Source organism: Aequorivita aurantiaca (genome assembly GCF_030410135.1).
GTDB classification, from domain to species: Bacteria; Bacteroidota; Bacteroidia; order Flavobacteriales; family Flavobacteriaceae; genus Aequorivita; species Aequorivita aurantiaca.
The window spans coordinates 326,992-352,085 of the sequence record NZ_JAUGQQ010000001.1; the positions used below are offsets into that span (position 1 = coordinate 326,992).

Sequence of the window (25,094 nt, forward strand, 5' to 3'; positions counted from 1 at the left end):
TTATTTTGGAACTGCAAAAGTAGTAAATATCAATAAAATAAGAATTAATAAACAGTGGGAGATGCTAACAGGTTCTATTTTCCGAGCCTTTCGCCCTCGTCAGTTTCTATTTTTTTGCTGTTATCGCGTAATCGGGCATTTCCGAAGTTATACTTAAAACCTATACGGAAAAGCCTGTTTTCCTGTTTCGCAATAAACCGATTATCCTGATTGTAATATTCGGATGCGGATGCAAGATCATTTAGCGTATTAAAAATATCATCAACCCCAACGGTCAAGCTTGCGCGCTTGTTCCAAAGATTTTTTTTGAAGGAAAGATTCACATAATTCTGGTTTTTGAACGACCGGTTTCCATACACAAAGTTGGAAATGTAAACACTCGTTAAATCTGCAGTTAAGGAGCGATCCTTGGATAGTGTAAAATTATTGGTAAGAAAAATATACTGTCCGAAAGTATCGTTTTTATATTTTTCTTGGGCGCTTAACAACGCGTAAAAATCTGTAGCCAAGTAAAAGGATGATGTATTAACGTGCAACCACCACCAACTGTTCAATGAATTAAAATAAGTGACATCAAACGAATATTGGTAACTTCTTATCATATTGGATTCAATACCAGTTAATGTGCTGTTGGCATTATCCTGCAGAACCAAATTATTCAAACTATTCTCCACATTTTGAAAATAGAGCTCAAAGAAGAGCTTGTTTTTATAGTCATAGGAAAGCGTTATTTTATCTTCAATTGCCGGAACTAAATTTGGATTTCCTTCCAAATAATTTCGTTCTGTAATATAATATTTAAATGGATTTAGACTTTGATAACGTGGCCTTTGCACCTTGCGGCTATAACTAATTCCGATCCCGTTATCATCGTTTATTGAATAATGAAAGGATGCCGATGGAAACAATTGAAAATAGTTTTGGGAATTCACCTCTCCCATTGAACGGGAAATGGCATCAATATCTGTATATTCTCCACGAACGCCGGCGGTCATGCTCCATTTTTCCCATTCCTTTTCAAAGTTTATATATTCGGCGTAGATATTTTCTATATAATTAAAATCGTCCGAAAGGACACTATTGTATAAAACGGCGTTGTTGAAACTATTGTAAAAATCTAGTATGCTTTCGGTATCAATCTTACTGAATTTTACCCCTACATCAAAAGTTCCGCCCCACAATTCTGAGGAAACATCCGCTTGCCCAGTAAAAATATTATTGTGCTGTTTTGAACTGGTGTTGAAGCTGGTATTCCTAATAAAATCAGTATTCGCCAAAAAATAATCCGAGCTTACACTCTGGTGCTGCAAATAGTCATAAAAAATATAATTGCCAGAAATGGCCAACGTGGCGCCCTTATCATTCAATACCCTATTATAATCTAACGCGAGTGTGAGGTTTTTTTTATCAAAATCAACATAACTTAAAGTAGTAATGGTGGAATCCAACTGACGCTGAGGATTCAATATTGAGGAGTGGCCCTGATTTTCATACGCCAATTTTGGAGTAATCGATACATTCGAAGACAGGCTGATGGTGTTCCTATCATTCAAGGAAAAATCCATAACAATTTTTCCATTATGGTTTTGACTTTCAGAGTTGCGGCTGAATTTTGTTTCCCAAATGGACTTGGTTGACACCTCATCAGGCAGAAAATATTTAATATAGTTAACATCCTCTTTGTATTCCTTCCTTTCCCCGAATGAATAACTGGCATAAAGATTTAACCAATTATTTTTATAAAAATGGGAAGTACCTAAGTTGTATTTCGGATAAATTGCTTGTTCATAGGTTGCATCTATCGAGCCTTTATAGCCAATGGAAATTGGTTTTGAAGTAATAATATTTAGAACAATAGCCGCATCGGCATCATATTTTGCCGAAGGATTTGTAATTACTTCCACTGATTTGATGGCTGAGGCATCCGTGTTCTGCAAAAGCGAATACACTTCCGACGAGGAAAGGTACACCCGTTTCCCATTAATGAAGATTTTTGGAGCGGCCAATTTAATTTGGATGCTTTCACCCATAACAATTACTCCGGGAGTCCTCTTTAAAAGATCTATTGTGTTCCCCACCGAAAGTGATGAGTTTTCCACCTCAAAAACCAGTTTTCCGGGGGATTTTCGAATGGTGGGAAGTTTGGTTTGAACAACTGCCTCGTCCAACATTTCTGAACTTTCTTTTAAATGTATGTTGCCCAAATTTTTTGAAGCGGAAATTTCAACCACTTCAATATAATCCTCAAAACCAATATAACTGAAGTTAATTCTGTAGCTGCCGGCCCCCATTCCTTTCAGAATAAAGGAACCGTCCTCATCCGTAGTGGTACCTTTAATTAAAGTTTCTGCATCAGCTTCATAAACTAACACGTTTACGAAGGACAATGGACTATTTAAAGCATCTGTTACTCTTCCCGAAACGGAAAATTCCTGAGCCATCAAAAGATAACCTTGAAGGCAAAGCAAAAACATAAAAAGTCTTCTCATGTTGTTAAGTAGATATCTGGGGCGACACCCGTTACAAAAATTTTTCTGGGGAGAAAACAAATTAACTTCGCTAAAATTCAGCTAAGCAATACAAATATGTTAAAAATTTATTAAATAAAACCAATGAGGTACAACTAAATTTAACTCAATAGATGAAAATAAATAAAATCACTCTTTTAATCTATATTTGCAACTTGTAAGCACGAGAAGGAAATATTTATGAAGCACATTCGCAATTTTTGTATCATCGCCCATATTGACCACGGTAAAAGCACCTTGGCAGATCGTCTATTGGACGCTACTGGAACAGTAACCGATCGCGAAAAACAAGCCCAATTATTGGACAGTATGGATTTGGAACGCGAGCGAGGCATTACCATTAAAAGCCACGCCATCCAAATGGACTATGTATACAATGGTGAGGAATATACGCTAAACCTAATTGACACACCCGGTCACGTAGATTTTTCCTATGAAGTATCCCGATCAATCGCAGCCTGTGAAGGAGCCTTACTTATCGTGGATGCAGCACAAAGTATTCAAGCCCAAACAATATCCAACCTCTACCTGGCCCTTGAGAACGATTTGGAAATTATTCCAATTTTAAATAAAGTGGACCTTCCATCGGCAAATATTGAAGAAGTTACTGACGATATTGTTGATCTATTAGGTTGCAAGCCTGAAGAAGTTATTCCGGCCAGCGCCAAGACCGGACAAGGTATTGATGAAATATTGAGCGCAATAATTGAGCGCATTCCACCGCCCAAAGGCAATCCAGACGAATCCTTACAAGCCTTGATTTTTGATTCCGTTTACAACCCATTCCGAGGTGTGGAAACCTATTTTAGGGTATTGAATGGCGAAATTAAAAAGGGACAGCACATCAAATTTATGGCCACCGGAAAAAGTTATTATGCCGATGAAGTGGGAACGCTCAGGCTGAAACAATTTCCCCGGGAGGTAATTAAAACTGGCGACGTAGGTTATCTTATTACAGGTATAAAAGAAGCTAAGGAAGTAAAAGTGGGCGATACCATAACAGACTCAAAAAATCCAACGGTAAATATGATCGAAGGCTTTGAGGATGTAAAACCTATGGTTTTTGCAGGAATCTATCCTGTGGACACAGAAGATTATGAGGAATTGCGAAGCTCTATGGAAAAGCTTCAACTTAACGATGCCTCCCTCGTTTTTGTGCCGGAAAGTTCCATGGCGCTAGGTTTCGGTTTCCGATGCGGATTTTTGGGAATGCTCCATTTGGAAATAATTCAGGAAAGGCTAGAAAGAGAATTTGATATGACGGTAATTACAACCGTCCCAAACGTATCCTATCACGCCTTTTCAAATAAAGAGCCAGATACGCCCATTTTGGTAAACAACCCCTCCGACCTTCCGGATCCTTCAAAACTTAACCGAGTTGAGGAACCTTATATAAAGGCGACGGTGATCACCAAATCAGACTTCGTGGGTTCGGTAATGTCTCTCTGTATCGAAAAAAGAGGGGAAATAACAAATCAAACCTATTTAACCACCGAAAGAGTTGAACTTACGTTTGATATGCCCTTGGCGGAAATCGTTTTCGACTTTTACGATAGATTAAAAACTGTTTCAAAAGGATATGCATCCTTTGATTATTCACCTATTGGAATGCGAATGTCGCACCTTGTAAAAGTAGATGTTCTTTTAAATGGAAATATAGTTGATGCCCTTTCTGCACTGCTACACCGCGATAATGCGTACGATATTGGCAAGAAAATTTGTGAAAAATTGCGCGAGTTGATTCCAAGACAACAGTTTGATATTCCAATCCAGGCGGCAATCGGCGCAAAGATCATTGCCCGCGAAACCGTGAAGGCGCTTCGGAAGGACGTTACCGCAAAATGCTATGGTGGCGATATTTCACGAAAGCGAAAACTTTTGGAAAAACAGAAAAAAGGGAAGAAACGAATGCGCCAAGTGGGGAATGTCGAAATCCCACAGGAAGCCTTTATGGCGGTGCTGAAACTTAACGATTAATAAGGTCTATTAAATGCCACAACTGGCTCCCGCCTGTTCCAATCCAGAAATGTAATCATCATAAGCAGTTCCCGTATTTTGGCCATTTACTGAAGCATTGCCATCACGTTCTTGGCACACCTGGAAATCGGAAGTTTCGGGAGAAGAGCACATGGTGCAACTGATGCCATCATCTTTTTTGCACGAAAAAATTGTAATGCTACACGATATTACAATAATTAAGGAAGTTTTTTTCATCAAAGAAAGTTTTTTATACAACGCTTCTACAACTTAAATTATTTTTTTGCCTTGGCTTGATTCTCCATTCGCGTTGCATTCACAACATCTTCAAAATCCATTGGTTTTCCTAGATACACCAAACTGCTTCCTTGTTCTACCTCCAGTTCTGTTGGGGCGGTGATGAGATCTAAAAATCCATTGGGGCGCTTCAAAAATAGGGGAATAGCATTTTCATTTTCACCAATAATATTCATTACCCTAAGGAACTGGTTGTGGTTTACAACGGGTATTTCCTGAATGGAGGGGAAATCTTGGGCCACTTCAGTGAAGCGGCCGTAATCGTGGGTATATGAAAATAATTCCTTGACGGAAAGATTTTGGCGCTGCCGCATTTCTTCGGAGGTCATCAGCCTGAAAGTTCCATTCTCGCCAAAGTACCTTCCAAATCTGCTTATAGCCTGCTTATTTATCTCATCGCTCCCGGTCATAGCCAACAGATAGCCTACGTCATTCAATTCAATATTGTCCGTGAGGTCATCCGCATAAATATTTGCTGTAAATGCTTCTAGGCCCAGTTCTTTCGCACGATTTATATTTAGCTGGTTTGAATCTATCAAAACCACGTGGCGGTTATTTTTATGTAAATAAGTGGCAATTAAACGGGAAACCTTTGACGCCCCAACCATAAGAATTCCTTCGGACTTTTTTAGAAATACACCCATCCAATCGGCCATTATTCGGGCGGTTGTGGCATTAATGATTACCGTTACCAATACTACCGCAAAAACTAATGGAGTAATATATTCTGCCCCGACAACCCCTTTGGAAACAAGTTGAGTTCCAAATAGCGATGAAATTCCTGCGGCTACAATTCCGCGTGGACCGACCCAACTAACAAAAAGTTTTTCATTGGATTTTAAGGAAGAGCCAACGGTGCTGGCAAAAACCGACAATGGGCGAAGTACGAAAATAACTATGGTAAGCAAAATCGCGGTTTTCCAATTATACACCAACATCAGATCTTCAACGCTAATATTCGCTGCCAGCAATATAAATAGGATTGAAACTAACAAAACACTGAGCGATTCCTTAAAATAAAGAAGCTCTTTTAAACTTGGAAGATCACTGTTGCCAAGAAACATTCCCATAACAACTACGGCCAGCAGCCCAGATTCATGCGCAAATAGATCGCTAATTACAAAAACGGCCATGACCAGAGAAAGGGACACTACATTCGAAAGGTAATGCGGCACAAGTTTCTTTTTTATGGAAAAATAGAGAGCATATCCCGCCGAAATTCCAAAAGCCAAGCCTACCAAAACAATTTTGCCGAAATCCAATAGTGCTTGTTTTGTATAGCCAGAATCACCTTCAACGCTAATGAATTCATACACAAGCACCGCAACCAACGCCCCAATGGGATCAATCAAAATTCCTTCCCATCGAAGCACTGCGGCAACATCTTTTTGTAAGGGTATATTCCTTAAAATAGGCGTAATTACGGTAGGGCCCGTTACTATTATAAGTGCTGAAAACAAAAATGAAATTCGCCAGTTAAGACCAAAAACATAATGGGCCGCAATGCCTGCGCCTATAAAAGTTATGGTAGCGCCAATACTGATTAATTTTCCAATAACGGGACCGACTTTCGAAATTTCATCCCTTTTTAGGGTTAGTCCACCTTCAAAAAGAATAATTCCCACAGCAAGAGAAACAAAGTAGAAAAGGTTTTCGCCTGGAAAAAGTCCTTTTTCCCCATTCCAGATTGGCTGAAGCCATTGCGTGCCATCCGCAGACATAAAAGTGGAAAGCGGACCGACCAACAATCCAATTAAAATTAAGGGTAAAATGGCGGGAATCTTTAACTTCCATGCTACCCATTGGGCCAAGATTCCGAGAATTATAATTCCGGCAAGTTCTACCATTCAGTTTGGTTTTTGGTAAATAAAAGATTTTTAGGCGGCGCCCTTTAATAATGAATTGTTAAAAATACTATAATAATTTATACTTCGTCTTTACGAATGTAACGCTTTTGTTATTTTGCGACTCATTCTCCAGATTATGCAATTATTTCCCATTGAAGCTGGCAATTTTAAACTTGATGGCGGCGCCATGTTTGGCGTAGTTCCCAAATCTCTTTGGAATAAAACCAATCCAGCAGATCAGCACAATATGATTGATATTGCGGCCCGATGCCTTTTGATTGAAAAGGGCAACAGGTTAACGCTCATCGATACTGGAATGGGCAATAAACAGAGCGAAAAATTTTTCGGGTATTATTACCGATGGGGCGATTACACATTGGAAAGTTCCCTTAAAAAACACGGATTCCATCCCGATGACGTTAGTGATGTTTTTATGACACATCTCCATTTTGACCATTGCGGCGGAAGTGTGCAGTGGAACAAAAACGGGACGGGTTATGAACCCGCATTCAAAAATGCAACCTATTGGAGCAACAAAGACCATTGGCAATGGGCTACCGAACCAAACCGGCGGGAAAAAGCGTCGTTCTTGGAGGAAAATATTTTACCCATGCAGCAAAGCGGTCAGTTAAAATTTGTGGCCCAACCAAATTGTGACTTTGCCGAAGAAAATGAGCTTGATTTTGGAATTCTTTTTGTAGACGGCCATACGGACAAACAAATGATTCCCCATATAAATTACAAGGGAAAGACATTGGTTTTTATGGCAGATTTACTACCAACTGCTGGCCATCTGCCTTTACCGTTCGTAATGGGATATGACACCCGCCCCTTGTTGACCCTCCCCGAAAAAGAAAAATTTCTTAAAAACGCTGCCGACAATAATTTTTATCTATTCCTAGAACATGATGCGCACAACCCAATAATTACGGTCCAAAATACTGATAAAGGCGTTCGGCTGAATGAAACCTTGTCACTCCTAGAATTTTTTAATTAAATACCTTTTCTGATAAATGAAACTTTTCAAAACCACCCTTTTTGCAGTTGCAATATCAACTATACTTGCCAGCTGCGGCAGTGGGGCCGCTATTGTTGCTACCCCAATTCAAAACATTGATTCCAACCCCATAAAAAATGCGCCACTTACAGATGCCCAATTAAAGCATTGGCCATTTATGGATTTGGTAAAAGATACAGTTCCGGGAATGAGCGTAGATAGGGCCTATGCCGAAATAATTAAAAACCGCAAGGGCGAAACAGTGATTGTTGGCGTAATTGATAGTGGAGTGGATATTGACCACGAAGATCTTAAAAATGTTATTTGGACCAACCCCAACGAAATTGCCGGAAACGGAATAGATGACGACAACAATGGGTTTGTTGATGACATCCACGGATGGAATTTTTTGGGTGACATTGTGGGCGAAAACATGGAATACGTGCGCATAATCCGAAAATACAATCCAAAATTTGAAGGTAAAAGTGAGGCCGAAATAAGCGCCGCAGATCGGAAAGAGTTCGCAACCTACCAAAAAGCAGTTGCTGAGTACGAAAAAGAAGTATCGGAAATAAACCAAAACAAATTCCGTTACGAGCAAATCCTTACCCAACTAAAACCCGCCCATGAGGCAATTTCGCAAAAATTAGGGAAAGAGGATTACACAATTGCTGATTTGGAAACCATCAATAATCCAACAGCCCAACAACAGCAACAAATTGGAATGCTAAGCCAAATGCTGAATTTCGGTGATTCTGTGCCCGAAGTATTAAAAGAACTGGAAAGTGGAATAAAATATTTTAACGGAAGACTGGACAATAATTTTAATATGACCCAAGACTTCCGCGGCGTGTTGGGAGACAACCCTGATGATATTGCAGATAATATTTACGGCGATAACAATGTGGCGGGACCAGACCCCACCCGCGAAAACGTAAAACACGGAACTCACGTTGCGGGCATAATCGCAGCTCAGCGTAACAATGGCATTGGCATGGACGGGGTGGCAAATAATGTGAAAATTATGGCAATTCGTGCGGTGCCGGACGGTGATGAATATGACAAAGACATCGCCTTGGCCATTCGGTATGCGGTGGACAATGGAGCCACAGTATTAAACACCAGTTTTGGAAAATATTATTCGCCACAGGCTGATTGGGTGTACGATGCTATTAAATATGCGGCTTCCAAAGATGTTCTAATTGTTAATGCCGCTGGAAATGACGGTTTCGATTTAGATACGGTTAACGTTTATCCGAACGATCAAATTGATAATGGTTCCGAAATGGCAGATTCGTTTCTGACCGTAGGCGCGCTTAACTATACCTATGGAAGCGAAATGATCGCAAACTTTTCGAACTACGGAAAAACGAACGTTGACGTATTCGCTCCAGGAGTAAAAATTTGGGCCACCACCCCCTTAAATACATATGAATTTTTACAGGGAACCTCCATGGCCGCACCAGAAGTAGCCGGGGTTGCAGCAATGATAAGATCCTATTATCCAAAACTTTCCGCTAAACAGGTGAAACAAATTTTAATGGATAGCGGACTTTCAATCAATACGCAAGTTATTTTGGGCGGTGAACCTTCCAATACCGCGTCTTTTTCATCCATTTCAGCTTCGGGCAAAATGGTAAATATGTATAATGCCTTAATTATGGCCGATAAAATTTCCCAATAATGAAATATATTCTGAATCTATTCTTTTTAACTGTATGTATTTCTGCATTTTCACAAAACAGCAACTGTTATTGGCAACAGGAAGTTGATTACAAAATGAACGTGCAAATGGATGTGAAGACTTTTCAATACAAAGGAACACAGGAATTGAAGTACACAAACAATTCCCCTGATACCTTAAATAAGGTTTTTTATCATTTGTATTTTAATGCCTTTCAACCGGGAAGTGAAATGGACGTGCGTTCACGGACTATTTCTGACCCTGATAGTCGTGTTACGGACCGAATTTCCAAATTATCCGCTTCGGAAATTGGATTTATCAAACCGACCTTATTCACACAAGATAGCAACGCAGCAAAATATACCATAAAAGGCACCGTGATGGAAGTAATGCTCAATAAGCCTATTTTGCCTGGTCAAAGTACGGTTTTCAATATGGAATGGGATGCGCAAGTGCCATTACAAATTCGTCGGTCCGGACGAAATAGCTCTGAGGGTGTTGCGTTGACGATGACGCAGTGGTATCCAAAATTAGCTGAATATGACTTTGAGGGATGGCATGCAGATCCATATATTGCCCGGGAATTTCACAGTGTTTGGGGAGATTTTGATGTAACAATAACCATTGATGCCGATTATACGATAGGAGGCACAGGCTACCTTCAAAATCCGGCCGAAGTGGGCCACGGCTATACAGCTCCCGGACAAAAATGGATGAAACCTAAAAACGGAAAATACACTTGGCACTTTCTGGCTCCCGATGTTCACGATTTTGCCTGGGCCGCAGATAATGAATATGTTCATGACACTTATCCCGGACCAAATGGAGTAACGCTTCATTTTTTCTACAAAAACAATCCGGAAATTGCTGAAAACTGGAAAAATCTTCAGCCAAAAACCGCCCAATTGATGGAATTTTTCAATCAACACATTGGCGAATATCCGTACGAACAATATTCGGTAATCCAAGGCGGGGATGGCGGAATGGAATATGCCATGAGCACCATGATTACTGGCGATCGCGAATTTGGAAGTTTGGTGGGCGTAACCGCCCACGAACTTGCACATTCCTGGTTTCAATTTGTGCTTGCAACCAATGAAAGCAAACATGAATGGATGGATGAAGGTTTCACCTCCTATATTTCCGATGAAGCCATGAATTTCGTAATGCAGGAAAAGAAATCCAATCCGCACGCCGGATCTTACAGGAGTTATTACTTTATGGCCACAAGCGGCGCCGAACAGCCCTTAACCACTCATGCAGACAGATACGCCAGTAACCGTTCCTATGGCGTGAACGCTTACAGCAAAGGTTCCGTGTTTTTAACGCAATTAGGATATATTATTGGGCCAGAAAATTTATCGAAAACCTTGAAGCGCTATTATTCCGAATTTAAGTTTAAGCACCCTACACCCAATGATTTTATTCGAGTTGCGGAAAAGGTTTCGGGTTTTGAACTAGATTGGTATTTGACTGATTGGACAGCCACTACCAATACAATAGATTACGGGATAAAATCCGTAGAAAATGCTGCTGAAGGCACCAACGTAACTTTGGAAAGAATTGGTTTAATGCCAATGCCCATCGACCTTTATGTAACCTATGAAGATGGCTCACAGGAATTATTTTACATTCCCTTACGGATGTCATGGGGAGAAAAACCAAATCCCTTTACCGATCTTAAAAGAACTGTGCTGCAAGACTGGCCGTGGGCATTTCCCACTTACACCTTTCAAATAAAGAACGGAAAAAAAGTAAAAAATATGATGATTGATGCCACCCGACGTTTGGCAGATATAAATCAAGAAAACAATATGTGGGAAGCCGAATAATTGCTTCCCATTGAAAGGAAAATCACCTCAAAGGTTTTTGAAACTTTTGAGGTTTTTCTTTTTATATATTTACACTGTGAGCCAAAAATTTCCAAAAAAAGAAAAACTTAAAAGTTCCAAAACAATTGAAAATTTGTTCTTGGAAGGAAATACGCATTCCAAATTTCCGCTGAAAATTTTTTTTCTTCCAGAGGATAATATTCAAACCAATCTGGCAGCTTTCGCCGTTCCGAAACGGAATTTTAAATCTGCAGTGGACAGACACAGAGTGAAACGACAGCTTCGTGAGGCATACCGTTGTAACAAACAACTACTTGAGGAAATTCACGGCAAGAAATTTGTGATGCTTTTTCTCTATTTAGGAAAAGTGAAACCGCAGTATTCAGAACTGGAAAAAGCGATGGTAAAGCTGCTTAAAAAAATAAAGGATGAAATGAGCCACGATAAAGATTGATCATAAAATAAAACTTTCAAAGGCGCATTCCATCTTCAATTAAAAACCAAATAACACTACAGATGAAAACAATTAGCACTTTGCTTTTCTTGTTCGTATTAGCCTGTTCAAACGGCGGTGGCAACGAAAATTATGACAATGAAACCACAATGTCGGCGATGGATGTTGCCGAAGAATCTGCAGTAATTCAGCAACGAATTGAAAATGCATCACCAGAATTAGAAGATCAAAAAATCATCAAAACCGCCCGTTTGGTTTTTGAAACCCCCGATATCGAAAACACCCATCAAAAAATCCTTCAACTCGCTTCGCAACATAAAGGGCTGGTGCAGAGCGACAACAGCGGAAAGGACTATAATCGAATCTATAAGGATTTAACCGTACGCATTCCCACGGAAAATTTTCAGCAATTCATAAACGCAATCTCCGAGGAGGTTAAATATTTTGATCAACGCACTATTTCACGGCAAGATGTTTCCGAAGAATTTGTTGATTTGGAAGCACGGTTAAAAGCAAAGCGCATTTTAGAGGAAAGATATTTGGAATTGCTGAAAAAAGCAAACAAAGTAGAGGAAATGCTACAAATAGAGCGGGAACTTTCCAACATTCGGGAGGAAATTGAAGCAAGACAGGGCCGTTTGCAATACCTGCAAAACCAAGTAGCAATGAGTACTGTGAACATTGAATTTTACAAAACCACGGCTGAAACGGGCATCACCCAATCCTACGGCCAAAAAATGAAAAATGCCTTTCAAGGCGGATGGAATGGGATTTCGATATTTTTCCTGGGCATTTTATACCTTTGGCCTTTATTCCTCGTTGCAATAGTTATCGTTATAATTCTTCGTATATTTTTGAAGAGAAGAAAGAAAAATTGAAACGTTATTCAATTCTTGGGTTATTATTTTGATAAATCCAAAACCCAAATAACTCTATAAAAATTAACTCATTAAGATAAAATAATGAAAAAAAGAATAATAGTTTCCATCGTCGCCATAGGTATATTTTTTACTACGGTCAGTTTCAAAAGTGATTTTTTCGAAATAGCGAAACAGATTGAAATTTTTACCACACTTTTCAAGGAATTGAATATGAATTATGTGGATGAAGTAACGCCCGCAACGCTGATGGATAAAGCCATAAGCGGAATGTTGGAGGATTTGGACCCTTACACGGTTTATTGGAACGAGCAGCAGGTGGAGGATGCAAAAATCAACAATTCCGGAATTTACACTGGAATTGGCGCCACGGCACAAAGCAAAAAGGACAAAATAATTATTATTGAACCGTACAAGGATTATCCAGCCGATAAAGCTGGATTGAAAGCCGGTGATGAAATTATAAAAATCGGGAACGTAACTATAGCTGATTTGGAAGACGATGCCGGCGAATTGTTGAAAGGTGCCCCAGGTTCCACGGTAGAAGTAACCTACAAACGCCAGGGAAAAACGGCCACAACGACTATAAAAAGAGATGCCGTGGATATTAAAGCGGTCCCATATTATAAATTGATAAATAATGATATTGGGTACATCGTGTTGTCGCAATTCAATAGAAAAACCACAATTGAAACCAAAGCCGCATTGGTAGATTTGAAGTCGAAAGGAGCTAAAAAAATTATTTTGGACCTTCGTGGCAATCCCGGAGGATTATTGGATGAGGCAATTAATGTTGTGAATCTTTTTGTAGCAAAAGGTGAAGTAATTACCACCACCAAATCCGTAATTGAAAAGTACAACCAAACCTATAAAACCAAATATGACCCTGTGGATACCGATATTCCGCTAGCAGTTTTGATAAACGGTCGTAGTGCATCTGCCAGCGAAATCGTTTCCGGCGGTTTGCAGGATTTGGACCGAGCCGTTGTAATTGGTGCGCGCAGTTTCGGAAAAGGATTAGTGCAACGTCCGAAAAAATTGACGTACGGAACACAATTAAAAGTTACCATTTCACGCTATTACACGCCCAGCGGCCGTTGCATCCAAGCTTTGGATTATTGGCACCGCGATGAAAATGGCGACCCAATACGTAAAGATTCTAAAGAATACAATGAATTTAAAACCAAAGGCGGAAGAACAGTTTATGATGGCGGCGGCATTTTACCGGATGTGGAACTTGAATCGGCAGTTTTCAGCCCAATTACAACGGCTTTGTTGAAGGACAACGCTATTTTTGACTACGCCACAAAATATTATTACAGCCACCAAATGACTGATTGGAAAAACTTTAAGTTTACAGAGAAGGATTTTCAGGATTTTCTAAAATTTTTAAAGGAAAACAATTTTGAATACGAAACCGAGACAGAAAAGAAATTTGCCGAAGGTCTGCGCACTTCCGAAGATGACGATTTAAATAAAGAAATCGCTACAAGTTATGGGCAATTAATGAAAGCGATTGATGCAGCCAAGGACAAAGCCATTGTTGATAAAAAAGTGGAAATTGAATCACTGTTGACCGATGAAATTTTGAAGCGGTATTTTTATCGTGAAGGGTTATATGATTATCAGATTACCCACAATGCTGAAATTTTGGAAGCGGTTTCGGTGTTAAATGATACCGGCCGATATGATAAGATTTTGAGGTAAAATCTAAACATTAACATTCAAAATCTTCGCTTAACATAATCTTAACCGCCTGTTTATCAATGCCGTTGTATCTTAGCAATTATGATACAATCAGAACGAGAAGAAAACAGAGAGATTCTAAAGGAATCTGTGGCCTATTTAGAGAGCAGGGGTTTTGAACACATTCAGGCCGATGTGGAGGGTTATGAAACCCCAAAATCCTACATCAAAAAAGATAGCGATGTAGTTATTACGCCAGATATAGTGGCGGATCGTGCTGGAATAAAACACTATTTTGAAATTAGTCTAAAATCGACAAAACCTAGATTGTTGAAATCGAAATGGCAGTTTTTGGATACATTGACGCGTATGCGCAATCAACGTTTCAAAATAATTACGCGCAGAGGACATTACAAATTTACTGATGAAATGCTGAAAGACCTTAATTTGGAAAAAAACCTAATTAAGCTCTAATCATTGCTATGTGAGGGATTCCATCCTCCATATACCGGTCACCAATGGTTTTAAAACCATGGCTTTCGTAGAATATCACCAAATATATTTGAGCTGATATCTTAATTTTTTCCGCCTTAAATATTGATTCAATAGCTTCAATTGAAGCTTTGGTTATTTTGTGGCCATAACCAAGTTTTCTATAATTTTCCCGCACCAAAACTCTTCCGATGGATGCTTCGTCAAAGTAATCACCGGCCCTAAAACATCTTGCGTAAGCTACTAAATTCCCATCTTCCCAACCCATTATATGTATGGCACGTTCATCTTTTCCATCAATATCTTGATACACACAATCCTGCTCCATAACAAATATTTCAGCTCTCAATTGGAGCACTTCGTATAACTCTGTCGTGCTCAATTCTTCAAAATTCTTTACTTTAATATTCATCATAACTTATATAAAATCAATCCTGAACTATAATATCCTTTGGATCATCTTTTTGATGTTCGGGTTGTATGGTCACGTGGTTTATTCCAAATTCCTTATACAATATTGCTTCAACTTCCGTGAGCACCGCATCAAATTCTGAAAGTGTGAGATCTTCATAAAAATCAATATGCGCTTCAAGATGTGTTTCTTGCTCATTCAATTGCCAAATATGGATATGATGCATATTTTTTATAGTCGGAATGGTACAAACAACTTGATTAATCACTTCCAAATTTAAGTGATTCGGTGTGAAAAGCATCAACACTTTAAAGGAGCTTTTTAACAAAGCATATCCCATAACCAGTAAATAAAGAGATATCAAAAAGGTGAGCAAACTGTCCACCCAAAACCATCTGAAATACTCCATCATTAACCCTCCGATTAAAACCGCCACAGAAGCCGCCATATCCGTAAACAAATGAAGGTAGGCAGAGCGCATGTTCATATTGCTTTTTGAATCTTTATAAAGCAACAGTACGCTAAAGCCATTAAATAGAATTCCTAAAATAGCCAGCCAAATTACTAAACTGCTTTCGATAGGTTGAGGGTCGAAAAACCGAAGAATGGCTTCATAGATAAGGTATATTGCTACTACAATTAAAGTGGCGGAATTCACAAAGGCCGCTATAATTTCAGCACGCTTGTACCCGAAAGTTTTTGTAACCGATGCATCCTTTTTGGAATATCTATCCGCAATATAACTAACAATCAATGAAAGTACATCACTGAAATTATGTAGTGCATCGGAAAGCAGCGACAAACTTCCCGAAACAACTCCACCGATTGCCTGGGCAACAGTAATTCCGATATTTAAAAAGATTGAAAGCAGGAGCTTCCGTCCCTTTAGATCAGGATGTGAATGCCCATGCAAGTCTCTATCGGAATGTGCGTGGTTATGAGCCATTTTGAGGGTTAATAACAGGCTATTTTAGCTACTCTGTTTTGGTGGCGTCCGCCTTCAAATTCTGTTTGAAGAAATGTTTTAACCAATTCAACGGCTTGTGGTTTGCTGGTGAAACGAGCGGGGATGCTCAAAACATTTGCATCATTATGCTGTCGGGCCAATGCAGTAATTTCTTTTGTCCAACAAAGTGCAGAGCGCACCTTTTGATGTTTGTTGGCAGTCATATTAGCTCCGTTTCCGCTGCCACAGATTATTATTCCCAAATCAACTTTACCGTTTTCAACATCATCTGCAACGGGATGAACAAAATCTGGATAGTCCACACTGCTTTCGTTATCAGTGCCATGGTTAATAACTGTGTGCCCCTCATTCTTTAAAAAGGAAACTATTTCAAGTTTATATTCAGTACCCGCGTGGTCGTTCCCGATGGAGATTTTCATAGTTATATTTTTTTCAAAGATAAAACATCGCCTATTTATTAAAAAAGAAATGGATTAGAATATACGGTATCTTAGTTGCTGATAATCAATTAATAACTATTTCTTGACGAGGCCCTCAATAATTGGTTAACAACTTTGTTGATATTTGCCTGTCGAAAAACGATAATTTAAATTGCACTTTTGAAGATTAATTACAATAGGAGCAGATTTACATTATATCCTAATTTTTTAATCATCTTTTACAGATAAATTGCTAGCACAAAACATATCGTTTCTAACATAATTTTAAGAAAAACTTATGAGTTTTTAATTGTCAAAAATGGTTGTCCACATTTGTTGATTACTTATAAAATGACCCTATTATATAGGAAGTTGAATCACAAATTTATGTTAATAACATATTATTAAAAGGCAATAAATTGATTTCAAAACAAAAGTTGAAAAAGTTATTCTACATATTAACATCCAATAATCATCACCATTTTTTATTTTAAAATTTCAAAAAAAGAAAATGATATATATTTAAATGTTCATAAGTGAAAATTACTGAGGTAATAAAAATGTTTGGTTTAAGAAGATTCTATGGGAACCTTTAATTTCAAACTATTTTTAAGTTGGAAGGTTTATCTAAATTTTTCATAATTTCCTCAGCGACAGTAATGTCCTCGAAGTGCACTTTAAGTTGAATTCCACCTATTGCGTTCGCATACATTGGAAAAACGCTGATCATTGTTTCATTCATAAAAACATAACGAATCTCCTCTTGATCGAACAAAAGTTGAAGTACGGCATATTCCGCAGGATAGGAAAATATGGCAATAGTTTTAAAATTCTTCATTGTTTTCACAATTGTGCCCGGACAGAAACCGCATATACCAAGGTACTAAATCTTTGCTAATGTAAACACGCCATTCTTCGAGAAAGAGTATTTTTACACTTATTACAGAATCAACTATGCCAAGAAACAAACAAAAAAAGAAAAACAATAAAATTGAAAATCTTTCCCAAACCATACTGAATATTCTTCGGAAAGATCATTCGCAAACATTTACCTATAAACAAATTGCCGCCAAATTGCAACTGGACGACCCCAGCAGCAGAAACCAAATAGTAAAAAAACTAAAGGATCTGCAAGGAAAAGGCACAATTCAGGAAATAGAACTCGGAAAATATATCCTTACTCCTTCACAAAATTATTACACCGGAAAGGTTGATATTGCCGGTCGTGGGCAGGGTTATATAATTGTGGAGGATTTAGAGGAAGATATTTATGTGAATAGCAAAAACTTGAACAAGGCCTTGAATGGCGATATTGTTGAAGTGTACGTCTTCAAACGTAAAAAGGGCGGGAAAACAGAAGGCGAGGTTACAAAAATTTTGGAGCGAAAACGCACCGAGTTCGTAGGTACCATTCAAGTTCAGGAAAATTTTGCATTTGTGGACGTTAGCGATTATAAAATGTACACCGATATTTTTGTTCCAAAGAATAAAATTAACGGTGCAAAAAACGGCGAAAAAGTTTTGGTGGCAATGGAAGATTGGCCCGAGAAGGCAGACTCCCCCTTGGGCAATGTGCTTAAAGTGCTGGGAATGCCGGGGGAACATAATACCGAAATACATTCAATTTTGGCGCAATATGGACTGCCCTATGAATTTCCAAAAGAAGTGGAGGATTATGCCAACAAACTCGATACCTCAATTAAGGCATCAGAAATTAAAAAACGTCGCGATATGCGACAGGCGCTTACCTTTACCATAGATCCCAAGGACGCAAAGGATTTTGATGACGCCTTATCCTTTGAAAAAATGGAAAATGGCAATTATGAAATCGGGATCCATATTGCAGATGTTTCGCATTATGTAACTCCCGGAAATGAGTTGGACGATGAGGCTTATGAACGTGCAACTTCTGTTTATTTGGTGGATCGCGTGGTACCAATGCTTCCTGAAATTCTTTCCAACAATGCCTGTTCCCTTCGTCCAAATGAAGAAAAATATACTTTTTCAGCAGTTTTTGAAATTACACCAAAAGCAGAAATAAAAAAGCAATGGTTTGGCCGTACCGTTACTTACAGTGACGCCCGTTTTTCTTATGAAGAGGCACAACATATAATAGAAAATCCAAAAGAAGAAATTCATATTATTCCCGCAAATATTTCAATAAAGGATGAATCATACCCCGTTAAAAATGAAATAGCCGCAGCCATTCTTGAAATGGATCGCTTGGCAAAAGTGCTTCGAAACAATCGGATGAGGGCTGGAGCCATATCCTTTGATAAGGTGGAGGTAAAATTTATTTTGGATGAGCAAAATAATCCGGAAGGAGTCTATTTTAAGGAAAGCAAGGATGCCAATAAATTGATAGAGGAATTTATGCTCCTCGCAAACAGAAGTGTGGCGGAGTTTATTGGAAAACAACAGCCAAAAAAAACCTTTGTGTACCGCGTGCATGATGAACCGGATGATGAAAAAATTGCCGCACTCGAGAATATCATTAAACGTTTCGGATATAAATTGAACACAAAGGACAAACATTCCACTGCCACATCAATGAACAAGCTTTTAAAGGATGTGCAAGGAAAAAAGGAGCAAAATTTAATAGATACCCTCGCCATCCGAAGCATGAGTAAAGCCATGTACACCACCCATAACATAGGCCATTATGGGTTGGCCTTTGATTATTATACCCACTTCACCTCGCCCATTCGTCGGTATCCGGATGTGATGGTGCACCGCTTGTTACAGCATTATTTGGATAACGGCAAATCAGCAAAGGAAGAAGAATACGAAGAAAAATGTGGCCACAGTAGCGACATGGAAAATCTTGCCACTAATGCAGAGCGGGACAGCATAAAATACATGCAAATTAAGTATATGCAGGATCATAAGGACCAAGACTTTTTGGGCGTTATTTCCGGCGTTACGGAATGGGGAATTTATGTTGAAATCATTTCCAATAAATGTGAGGGTATGGTGCGTTTACAAGATCTGACTGATGATCGTTATGATTTTGACCGTGAAGAATATGCGGTTATTGGCCAACGAACTAAAAATGTATATCAACTTGGTGATGAAGTTTATGTAAAGGTGAAAAATGCCGATTTGGTAAAGAAACACTTAGATTTTACAATGCTCGGCCATCGGAAGGATTATAAAAACTAAGCGCTATTCTGTTTTTGGGTAAAAGTAATTTGTATTTTTACCAACTATGTTTGACGGGTTACTCTACGCTACATTCTACGGGTTTCTATTGGCATTCGCCGTCGGCCCTGTTTTTTTCACACTCATAGAAACTGCTATAACAAAAGGTATCCGTGCGGCAATATTTTTTGATTTAGGCGCCATGTTTGCTGATGTCATCTTTATTCTGATTGCATTTTTCAGCACCAATCGTATCCTCGAAAAGGTAAAGCATGACCCTGGTTTGTTGATTTTTGGAGGCGCCATTCTTATTGCTTACGGAATCATTTCATATATCCGGACCAACAAATCTATTTTTAAAATTGTCAGGGAACATTATGCGGTGAAAGTGAAAAAGAATTTAGGAGGATTATTCTTAAAGGGCTTCCTTTTAAATTTTGTAAACTTTGGAGTCTTGGCGGGATGGATAGGGACATTGATAATGGCAAACGCACTTACCACTACAGATAACGGCGTGTTTCTTTTTATAGCTACGGTACTTGCCACTTTCTTTTTAACAGATATTTTGAAAATGGTTCTAGCCAAGAAATTAAAAAACAAAATGACCCCCCGATTCATTTTCAAAACAAAAAAATGGGTAAGCATCTTGATTTTGGGTTTTGGAATCTTACTTCTAATACAGGGCATTTTTCCCAAGGGAGTAGAGGCCGGACTTGAAAAAATTCCGGGCCACCAACCTGAAAAACCCATACCACCGGTTGAGGTACCGCAAGAAAAAAACCTTCAACTGTTACATTGAAGGTTTGGAGGTATCGAGCGGATTCGAACCGCTGTAGCAGCTTTTGCAGAGCTGAGCCTAGCCACTCGGCCACGATACCTTATTAGGCTTGCAAATGTAAAAAAATTAAACTTAAAATTCCTACTTAAAAAACATTTTACCGTTTCTGCTTCATTGTAACACTCACTTCGGCAACATCGCCACCAATTGGAGGGTTCCTTTTTGCCACGCTAACTTTCACTTCATTTACCATTTCAATTTTTGCAAAAATGGAATTTATAATCCGCTTTGCCACGTGTTCTAAAAGTTTCGCGCGCACCCCCATTTCTTCCCGAATAATCTGTTGCAATAAAACATAATCTACCGTATTTATTAGTTCATCAGTTTCCGCAGCCTGCTGTAAATCTGCCTTTACCGAAAGATTTACTATATAATCTGAACCAATTTGTCCTTCCTCAATTAGACAGCCGTGGAATGCGTAAATCCTTATATTTTTCAATCGAATGGTTCCCATAGAAAGTTTTTGGTAAAGATAGAAGAAGAACTTCGGTTGGCATTCCTGGAATCCTATTTTTGGCGAACATCCTTTTCAGTTAATTAATTACCTTTGTCCTTCTTAAAAAGAATTATATGACAAACGAAGCAGCGCCGCTGAATTTTATAGAACATATTATTGAAGATGATCTTTCCAATGGATATAAAACGGATCATTTGTGTTTCCGTTTTCCACCAGAGCCCAATGGATATTTGCACATTGGCCACGCGTCTTCAATATGCTTGAATTTCGGTTTGGGCGAGCGTTACAATGCTCCTGTAAACCTTCGTTTTGATGATACCAATCCCGCCAAGGAAGAACAGGAATTTGTAGATGCAATAAAACGTGATATTTCCTGGCTGGGCTACGACTGGGCTTCGGAATGTTATGCATCCGATTATTTTCAGCAATTGTATGATTGGGCCGTGCAAATGGTTAAGGATTGCAAAGCTTATGTCGATTCCCAAACTTCTGAAGCAATTGCGGAACAAAAAGGTACGCCAACTACACCCGGCCAACCAAGTCCCTTCAGAGATCGTTCGATTGAGGAAAATCTGGATTTGCTAGAAAAAATGAAAAATGGCGAAACAAAAGAAGGCGAGCATGTGCTTCGCGCCAAAATAAATATGGCATCGCCAAATATGTTGATGCGCGATCCCGTGATGTATCGCGTGTTGCACAAAAACCACCACCGCACGGGCGACGAATGGAAAATATTCCCAATGTATGATTGGGCCCACGGTGAAAGTGATTACATCGAACAAGTTTCGCATTCCTTCTGCACGCTTGAATTTTTACCCCACAGAGAGCTTTACGATTGGTTCTTGGACCAAGTGTATGATTCTGAAAAATTGCGTCCAAAGCAGCGTGAATTTGCCCGTAGAAATTTAAGTCACACTGTGGTTAGCAAACGTAAACTTGCACAATTGGTGAGCAGCGGGGTGGTTACGGGATGGGATGACCCGCGAATGCCTACAATTTCTGGCCTACGCCGAAGAGGTTATACACCAGAATCCATCAAAAATTTTGCCGATAGTATTGGGGTGGGAAAGCGTGAAAACTTAATTGATGTTTCCCATTTGGAATTTAACGTGCGGGAAGATCTAAACAAAAAGGCACCACGAATAATGGTTGTATTGGATCCTGTAAAGTTAATAATTGATAATTATCCGCATGGGCAAGCTGAAATGTTGGAGGCCGAAAATAATCCCGAGGATGAAAATGCCGGAAATCGTGAAATTCCTTTTTCAAAAGAACTCTATATTGAAAGGGAAGATTTTCTTGAATCAGCAAACAGTAAATTTTTCCGTTTGACGCTTGGCAAAGAGGTTCGCTTAAAGAATGCTTACATCATTAAAGGTGAAAGTGTAGTGAAAGATTCTGAAGGAAATATTACGGAAATTCATTGCACCTATGATCCTGAAAGTAAAAGCGGAAGCGGCACCGAAGCTTCTTTACGAAAAGTTAAGGGAACGCTTCATTGGGTTTCTGCGCAGCACGCGCTTCCTGTAGAGGTGCGTCTTTACGACCGCTTGTTTACCGAGGCATCGCCAGATACTAACAAGGAGAAGGATTTTATGGAGTTCATTAATCCCAATTCTTTGGAAGTAATTACTGGATATGCGGAACCGAGCATAAAAAGCACAAAAGTAGAGGACAAATTCCAGTTTCAACGATTGGGTTATTTCGTGGTGGATAGGGATTCAACTTCTGAGAAAATTGTTTTTAATAGAACCGTGCCTCTGCGCGACTCCTGGGCCAAGGTGAGTGAATAATTAACAGTATTTATTTCAAAAGGATGAATTTTTATGAAATTTTAGTAACTAATTTTTCCTTTTAAGAGAAATTTAAGTATTGAAATTTAACTATTAACCGGTTGTTAACAGCAAATGGAAAGACCCCTACCTACCTTTGAAATTATTAACTAATAAAACTCAAAGAAAATGGCATCAAATACAGGTCAAACATTATTTGCATTATTAACCGGAGCCGCCATCGGAGCGGGCTTGGGAATTCTTTATGCACCGGACAAAGGTTCGAAAACAAGAGAAAAACTTAGCAAAGATGCTAAGAATGCCCAAAGAAATTTAAGCAAACAGATTCAAGAAACCACCAGTTCGCTAAGTGAAAAAGCGCAGCAGGCACGTTTCAGCTTTGAACAAAAATTGAACGAGACACTTTCTTCCGCAAGTTATAAGGCCGATGATATTCTTCTGGCAATGGAAGATAAATTGGAGGCACTTCGGAAGCAGAATGCGAAACTTCAAATTGATAATGCTTTGGATAAAACCAATGCTACTGTCGAAAATGCTAAAACTACTGTTGCCAAAAAAGTAACATCCTAAAATATGGCATTTAAAGCGCTAACAGACAGCCTTCATAAGGTAACCGACAGGATTGAGGATTACGGCTTAAGTATGGCGGAGTATTACAAGCTCCGCCTTTTTAAGTCCGCAATGAAAGGTGCTGTTTCCCTTGTAAAACTATTGGTTTACGGAAGTCTTTTTCTGTTCGTTCTGCTATTTCTTTCTTTTGGAGCCGCCTATTGGTTAGGAACTTTCTTTGAACACAGCTTCGTTGGATTTTTCCTGATCGGTGCATTTTATGGTATAATCCTCATATTTATGTTTGTCTTCGGAAGAAAAATATTGGAGCGTAAGATGCTTTACAAGTTCTCGGGATTGCTTTATGATGAAGATGATTTGGACCCCAAAGTTATGGCCGAGGAGGAATTGAAAGAATATGAAGAAACGCTGGAAGAGGAAGCTCTTCGGAAGGCAGAAATGTGAAAATGGCATATATGAAGCGATATACTACTTTTGAAGAAATCGATAGAGATTTAAAATACCTTCGTCTAAAATCACAAATTGATTTGGAAGAAGTAAAATTGGGTCTCAACGCAGGCAGGGAAACTATTCGTGATACATTTTCGCCTATAAATTTAGTGGCGAGCACAGTGGGTTCCATACTTAAGAAAGCTTTTGTTTTGAAAATGGTGGATAAACTTATAGGAATAAAACCAGTGAAAAAGAAAGAATACTCGGATAAAAAGCATTTGTAAAAATGGATAAACCCCGATTAATTGTATTAAAAAAGCCCGCTGAATTTCAGCGGGCTTTTTATTGTGGAAAAGAAATTTTAATAATTTAGGTCCTCACCTTCCTCGGGGCGTGGGGGCGATTCACGGCGTACCCGTTTTTTTGGGACAATACCTTTTTCCTTGTTTTGTTTTTTCATTTGTTCGCCAATCTGGTTACTTGCAACGAAAGAGGCAATCATATTATTGAGCATATCGCTTCCTGCCTGAGGTGAATTGGGCAGAAGAATTAGGTTAGTATTTGTTTCCTCGCCGATGGATTGTAAGGTATCATAATGCTGTGTTACCACAATTAATGCAGAAGCTTCCTGTGAATTAATACCCACATTGTTTAATACATCCACGCTTTCTTCCAGTCCGCGGGCAATTTCCCGGCGCTGGTCTGCTATTCCTTGTCCTTGCAAACGCTTGCTTTCCGCCTCGGCGCGCGCTTTGGCAACAATTTTTATTCTTTCTGCTTCAGCTTCGAATTCCGCTGCAACTTTCTCCCTTTCGGCGGCGTTTATTCGGTTCATCGCTGCTTTCACTTGAATGTCTGGATCAATATCTGTTACCAATGTTTTAATAATGTCATAACCATAGGTGCTCATGGCTTCGTTAAGTTCGGCCTTTACCGCTATTGCCACGTCATCCTTTCTTTCAAAAACATCGTCTAATTTCATTTTTGGTACTTCGGCGCGAACTACGTCAAAAACATAAGATGTAATTTGGTCGTGCGGATTTTCTAATTTGTAAAATGCATCATAAACCTTTTGGTCCAACACTTGAAATTGTACAGAGATTTTTAGTCGGACAAACACATCATCCTTTGTTTTGGTTTCTACGATTACATCCAATTGTTGAATTTTTAAATTGATCCGGCCGGCAATTCTATCAATCAACGGAATTTTTAATTGAAGACCTGAATGCCTAATGCTATGAAACTTTCCGAAACGCTCTACAATTGCCGCAGTTTGTTGTTTTACAGTAAAAAATCCAGCCAAGAGTATAAAAAATCCAACAATCAGCAGTGGCACAAAAATAAACCCACCCATAATTTTTAATTATTAATGATTAAACGTTGTGGAAGATAC

The 25,094-nt window shown here is 39.0% G+C and carries 23 protein-coding genes and 1 tRNA gene; 14 read left to right on the forward strand and 10 right to left on the reverse strand.

The window, feature by feature from the left end; genetic code table 11:
• Window positions 1-74: 74 nt before the first annotated feature.
• Window positions 75-2,489: an outer membrane beta-barrel protein gene (locus QRD02_RS01565; RefSeq protein WP_290253134.1), complete on the reverse strand. Its 2,415-nt coding sequence runs from the start codon at window positions 2,487-2,489 to the stop codon at window positions 75-77.
• A 219-nt stretch (window positions 2,490-2,708) separates the two neighbouring features.
• Between QRD02_RS01565 and lepA the strand changes: the two genes are divergently transcribed.
• Window positions 2,709-4,505 (forward strand): translation elongation factor 4, encoded by a 1,797-nt coding sequence (gene lepA, locus QRD02_RS01570; protein WP_290253135.1) that lies wholly within the window; start codon window positions 2,709-2,711, stop codon window positions 4,503-4,505.
• 9 nt (window positions 4,506-4,514) lie between these two features.
• On the opposite strand, the gene QRD02_RS01575 is transcribed toward lepA, so the two are convergent.
• Together QRD02_RS01575 and QRD02_RS01580 are read right to left on the reverse strand one after the other, a co-directional pair.
• On the reverse strand, window positions 4,515-4,742 hold the full coding sequence (locus tag QRD02_RS01575; RefSeq protein WP_290253136.1) for a hypothetical protein: 228 nt from the start codon (window positions 4,740-4,742) through the stop codon (window positions 4,515-4,517).
• Between the two features lie 38 nt (window positions 4,743-4,780).
• On the reverse strand, window positions 4,781-6,649 hold the full coding sequence (locus QRD02_RS01580) for a cation:proton antiporter (RefSeq protein WP_290253137.1): 1,869 nt from the start codon (window positions 6,647-6,649) through the stop codon (window positions 4,781-4,783).
• 136 nt (window positions 6,650-6,785) lie between these two features.
• Here QRD02_RS01580 and QRD02_RS01585 point away from each other — a divergent pair, with 136 nt between their 5' ends.
• From QRD02_RS01585 to QRD02_RS01615, 7 genes are all read left to right on the forward strand, one after another.
• Window positions 6,786-7,646, forward strand: a complete 861-nt coding sequence (locus tag QRD02_RS01585) for an MBL fold metallo-hydrolase (protein ID WP_290253138.1) — start codon at window positions 6,786-6,788, stop codon at window positions 7,644-7,646.
• Between the two features lie 16 nt (window positions 7,647-7,662).
• Window positions 7,663-9,330 carry a S8 family peptidase gene (locus tag QRD02_RS01590; protein ID WP_290253139.1) on the forward strand — a complete coding sequence of 556 codons (1,668 nt, stop codon included), beginning with the start codon at window positions 7,663-7,665 and terminating at the stop codon, window positions 9,328-9,330.
• Window positions 9,330-11,162 (forward strand): M1 family metallopeptidase, encoded by a 1,833-nt coding sequence (locus tag QRD02_RS01595; RefSeq protein ID WP_290253140.1) that lies wholly within the window; start codon window positions 9,330-9,332, stop codon window positions 11,160-11,162. Before QRD02_RS01590 ends, QRD02_RS01595 begins: the two co-directional genes overlap by 1 nt.
• Window positions 11,163-11,238: 76 nt before the next feature.
• Window positions 11,239-11,616 (forward strand): ribonuclease P protein component, encoded by a 378-nt coding sequence (gene rnpA / locus QRD02_RS01600; protein ID WP_290253141.1) that lies wholly within the window; start codon window positions 11,239-11,241, stop codon window positions 11,614-11,616.
• Window positions 11,617-11,678: 62 nt separating this feature from the next.
• The gene (locus QRD02_RS01605; protein WP_290253142.1) at window positions 11,679-12,494 is read left to right on the forward strand and encodes a DUF4349 domain-containing protein; all 816 of its coding nucleotides are present in this window, start codon (window positions 11,679-11,681) and stop codon (window positions 12,492-12,494) included.
• Between the two features lie 84 nt (window positions 12,495-12,578).
• Window positions 12,579-14,201 (forward strand): S41 family peptidase, encoded by a 1,623-nt coding sequence (locus QRD02_RS01610; RefSeq protein WP_290253143.1) that lies wholly within the window; start codon window positions 12,579-12,581, stop codon window positions 14,199-14,201.
• A gap of 81 nt (window positions 14,202-14,282) precedes the next feature.
• Window positions 14,283-14,654: a hypothetical protein gene (locus QRD02_RS01615; protein ID WP_290253145.1), complete on the forward strand. Its 372-nt coding sequence runs from the start codon at window positions 14,283-14,285 to the stop codon at window positions 14,652-14,654.
• Here the strand turns inward: QRD02_RS01615 and QRD02_RS01620 are convergent.
• The 4 genes from QRD02_RS01620 to QRD02_RS01635 all read right to left on the reverse strand — a co-directional run bounded on the left by QRD02_RS01620 (window position 14,644) and on the right by QRD02_RS01635 (window position 17,308).
• Complete coding sequence (locus QRD02_RS01620) at window positions 14,644-15,084, reverse strand: GNAT family N-acetyltransferase (protein ID WP_290253483.1); 441 nt, start codon at window positions 15,082-15,084, stop codon at window positions 14,644-14,646. The two genes, QRD02_RS01615 and QRD02_RS01620, sit on opposite strands and share 11 nt — an antisense overlap.
• A 16-nt stretch (window positions 15,085-15,100) precedes the next feature.
• A complete protein-coding gene (locus QRD02_RS01625; protein ID WP_290253146.1) occupies window positions 15,101-16,030 on the reverse strand; it encodes a cation diffusion facilitator family transporter in 930 nt (309 codons plus the stop codon).
• A gap of 8 nt (window positions 16,031-16,038) precedes the next feature.
• Entirely contained in the window at window positions 16,039-16,470 is a 432-nt protein-coding gene (gene rpiB / locus QRD02_RS01630) for a ribose 5-phosphate isomerase B (RefSeq protein WP_290253147.1), read from the reverse strand.
• Window positions 16,471-17,068: 598 nt separating this feature from the next.
• Window positions 17,069-17,308, reverse strand: coding sequence for a DUF2007 domain-containing protein (locus tag QRD02_RS01635; RefSeq protein WP_290253148.1), 240 nt, complete (start codon window positions 17,306-17,308; stop codon window positions 17,069-17,071).
• A gap of 116 nt (window positions 17,309-17,424) precedes the next feature.
• On the opposite strand from QRD02_RS01635, the gene rnr reads away from it, so the two are divergent.
• Together rnr and QRD02_RS01645 are read left to right on the forward strand one after the other, a co-directional pair.
• Complete coding sequence (gene rnr, locus QRD02_RS01640) at window positions 17,425-19,632, forward strand: ribonuclease R (protein ID WP_290253149.1); 2,208 nt, start codon at window positions 17,425-17,427, stop codon at window positions 19,630-19,632.
• Window positions 19,633-19,678: 46 nt separating this feature from the next.
• Window positions 19,679-20,410, forward strand: coding sequence for a LysE family translocator (locus tag QRD02_RS01645; RefSeq protein ID WP_290253150.1), 732 nt, complete (start codon window positions 19,679-19,681; stop codon window positions 20,408-20,410).
• A 5-nt stretch (window positions 20,411-20,415) separates the two neighbouring features.
• Here the strand turns inward: QRD02_RS01645 and QRD02_RS01650 are convergent.
• Window positions 20,416-20,489: transfer RNA gene (locus tag QRD02_RS01650), tRNA-Cys, on the reverse strand.
• A gap of 57 nt (window positions 20,490-20,546) precedes the next feature.
• Window positions 20,547-20,903 (reverse strand): dihydroneopterin aldolase, encoded by a 357-nt coding sequence (gene folB, locus QRD02_RS01655; protein WP_290253151.1) that lies wholly within the window; start codon window positions 20,901-20,903, stop codon window positions 20,547-20,549.
• Window positions 20,904-21,019: 116 nt separating this feature from the next.
• Between folB and QRD02_RS01660 the strand changes: the two genes are divergently transcribed.
• The 4 genes from QRD02_RS01660 to QRD02_RS01675 all read left to right on the forward strand — a co-directional run bounded on the left by QRD02_RS01660 (window position 21,020) and on the right by QRD02_RS01675 (window position 23,985).
• Complete coding sequence (locus QRD02_RS01660) at window positions 21,020-22,699, forward strand: glutamine--tRNA ligase/YqeY domain fusion protein (RefSeq protein WP_290253152.1); 1,680 nt, start codon at window positions 21,020-21,022, stop codon at window positions 22,697-22,699.
• Between the two features lie 168 nt (window positions 22,700-22,867).
• Window positions 22,868-23,269 (forward strand): YtxH domain-containing protein, encoded by a 402-nt coding sequence (locus QRD02_RS01665; protein WP_290253153.1) that lies wholly within the window; start codon window positions 22,868-22,870, stop codon window positions 23,267-23,269.
• Window positions 23,270-23,272: 3 nt separating this feature from the next.
• Complete coding sequence (locus QRD02_RS01670; RefSeq protein ID WP_290253154.1) at window positions 23,273-23,713, forward strand: hypothetical protein; 441 nt, start codon at window positions 23,273-23,275, stop codon at window positions 23,711-23,713.
• Between the two features lie 11 nt (window positions 23,714-23,724).
• Window positions 23,725-23,985 carry a hypothetical protein gene (locus QRD02_RS01675; RefSeq protein WP_290253155.1) on the forward strand — a complete coding sequence of 87 codons (261 nt, stop codon included), beginning with the start codon at window positions 23,725-23,727 and terminating at the stop codon, window positions 23,983-23,985.
• Between the two features lie 77 nt (window positions 23,986-24,062).
• Here the strand turns inward: QRD02_RS01675 and QRD02_RS01680 are convergent, their stop codons facing one another.
• Entirely contained in the window at window positions 24,063-25,055 is a 993-nt protein-coding gene (locus QRD02_RS01680) for an SPFH domain-containing protein (protein WP_290253156.1), read from the reverse strand.
• Between the last annotated feature and the right edge of the window lie 39 nt (window positions 25,056-25,094).

Excerpts from the sequence above, each read along its gene's own strand:
- QRD02_RS01565 (WP_290253134.1), bottom strand. The coding sequence starts at position 2,489 with ATGAGAAGACTTTTTATGTTTTTGCTTTGCCTTCAAGGTTATCTTTTG.
- lepA (WP_290253135.1), top strand. The coding sequence starts at position 2,709 with ATGAAGCACATTCGCAATTTTTGTATCATCGCCCATATTGACCACGGT.
- QRD02_RS01575 (WP_290253136.1), bottom strand. The coding sequence starts at position 4,742 with ATGAAAAAAACTTCCTTAATTATTGTAATATCGTGTAGCATTACAATT.
- QRD02_RS01580 (WP_290253137.1), bottom strand. The coding sequence starts at position 6,649 with ATGGTAGAACTTGCCGGAATTATAATTCTCGGAATCTTGGCCCAATGG.
- QRD02_RS01585 (WP_290253138.1), top strand. The coding sequence starts at position 6,786 with ATGCAATTATTTCCCATTGAAGCTGGCAATTTTAAACTTGATGGCGGC.
- QRD02_RS01590 (WP_290253139.1), top strand. The coding sequence starts at position 7,663 with ATGAAACTTTTCAAAACCACCCTTTTTGCAGTTGCAATATCAACTATA.
- QRD02_RS01595 (WP_290253140.1), top strand. The coding sequence starts at position 9,330 with ATGAAATATATTCTGAATCTATTCTTTTTAACTGTATGTATTTCTGCA.
- QRD02_RS01605 (WP_290253142.1), top strand. The coding sequence starts at position 11,679 with ATGAAAACAATTAGCACTTTGCTTTTCTTGTTCGTATTAGCCTGTTCA.
- QRD02_RS01610 (WP_290253143.1), top strand. The coding sequence starts at position 12,579 with ATGAAAAAAAGAATAATAGTTTCCATCGTCGCCATAGGTATATTTTTT.
- QRD02_RS01615 (WP_290253145.1), top strand. The coding sequence starts at position 14,283 with ATGATACAATCAGAACGAGAAGAAAACAGAGAGATTCTAAAGGAATCT.
- QRD02_RS01620 (WP_290253483.1), bottom strand. The coding sequence starts at position 15,084 with ATGAATATTAAAGTAAAGAATTTTGAAGAATTGAGCACGACAGAGTTA.
- QRD02_RS01625 (WP_290253146.1), bottom strand. The coding sequence starts at position 16,030 with ATGGCTCATAACCACGCACATTCCGATAGAGACTTGCATGGGCATTCA.
- rpiB (WP_290253147.1), bottom strand. The coding sequence starts at position 16,470 with ATGAAAATCTCCATCGGGAACGACCACGCGGGTACTGAATATAAACTT.
- QRD02_RS01635 (WP_290253148.1), bottom strand. The coding sequence starts at position 17,308 with ATGAAGAATTTTAAAACTATTGCCATATTTTCCTATCCTGCGGAATAT.
- rnr (WP_290253149.1), top strand. The coding sequence starts at position 17,425 with ATGCCAAGAAACAAACAAAAAAAGAAAAACAATAAAATTGAAAATCTT.
- QRD02_RS01645 (WP_290253150.1), top strand. The coding sequence starts at position 19,679 with ATGTTTGACGGGTTACTCTACGCTACATTCTACGGGTTTCTATTGGCA.
- folB (WP_290253151.1), bottom strand. The coding sequence starts at position 20,903 with ATGGGAACCATTCGATTGAAAAATATAAGGATTTACGCATTCCACGGC.
- QRD02_RS01660 (WP_290253152.1), top strand. The coding sequence starts at position 21,020 with ATGACAAACGAAGCAGCGCCGCTGAATTTTATAGAACATATTATTGAA.
- QRD02_RS01665 (WP_290253153.1), top strand. The coding sequence starts at position 22,868 with ATGGCATCAAATACAGGTCAAACATTATTTGCATTATTAACCGGAGCC.
- QRD02_RS01670 (WP_290253154.1), top strand. The coding sequence starts at position 23,273 with ATGGCATTTAAAGCGCTAACAGACAGCCTTCATAAGGTAACCGACAGG.
- QRD02_RS01675 (WP_290253155.1), top strand. The coding sequence starts at position 23,725 with ATGAAGCGATATACTACTTTTGAAGAAATCGATAGAGATTTAAAATAC.
- QRD02_RS01680 (WP_290253156.1), bottom strand. The coding sequence starts at position 25,055 with ATGGGTGGGTTTATTTTTGTGCCACTGCTGATTGTTGGATTTTTTATA.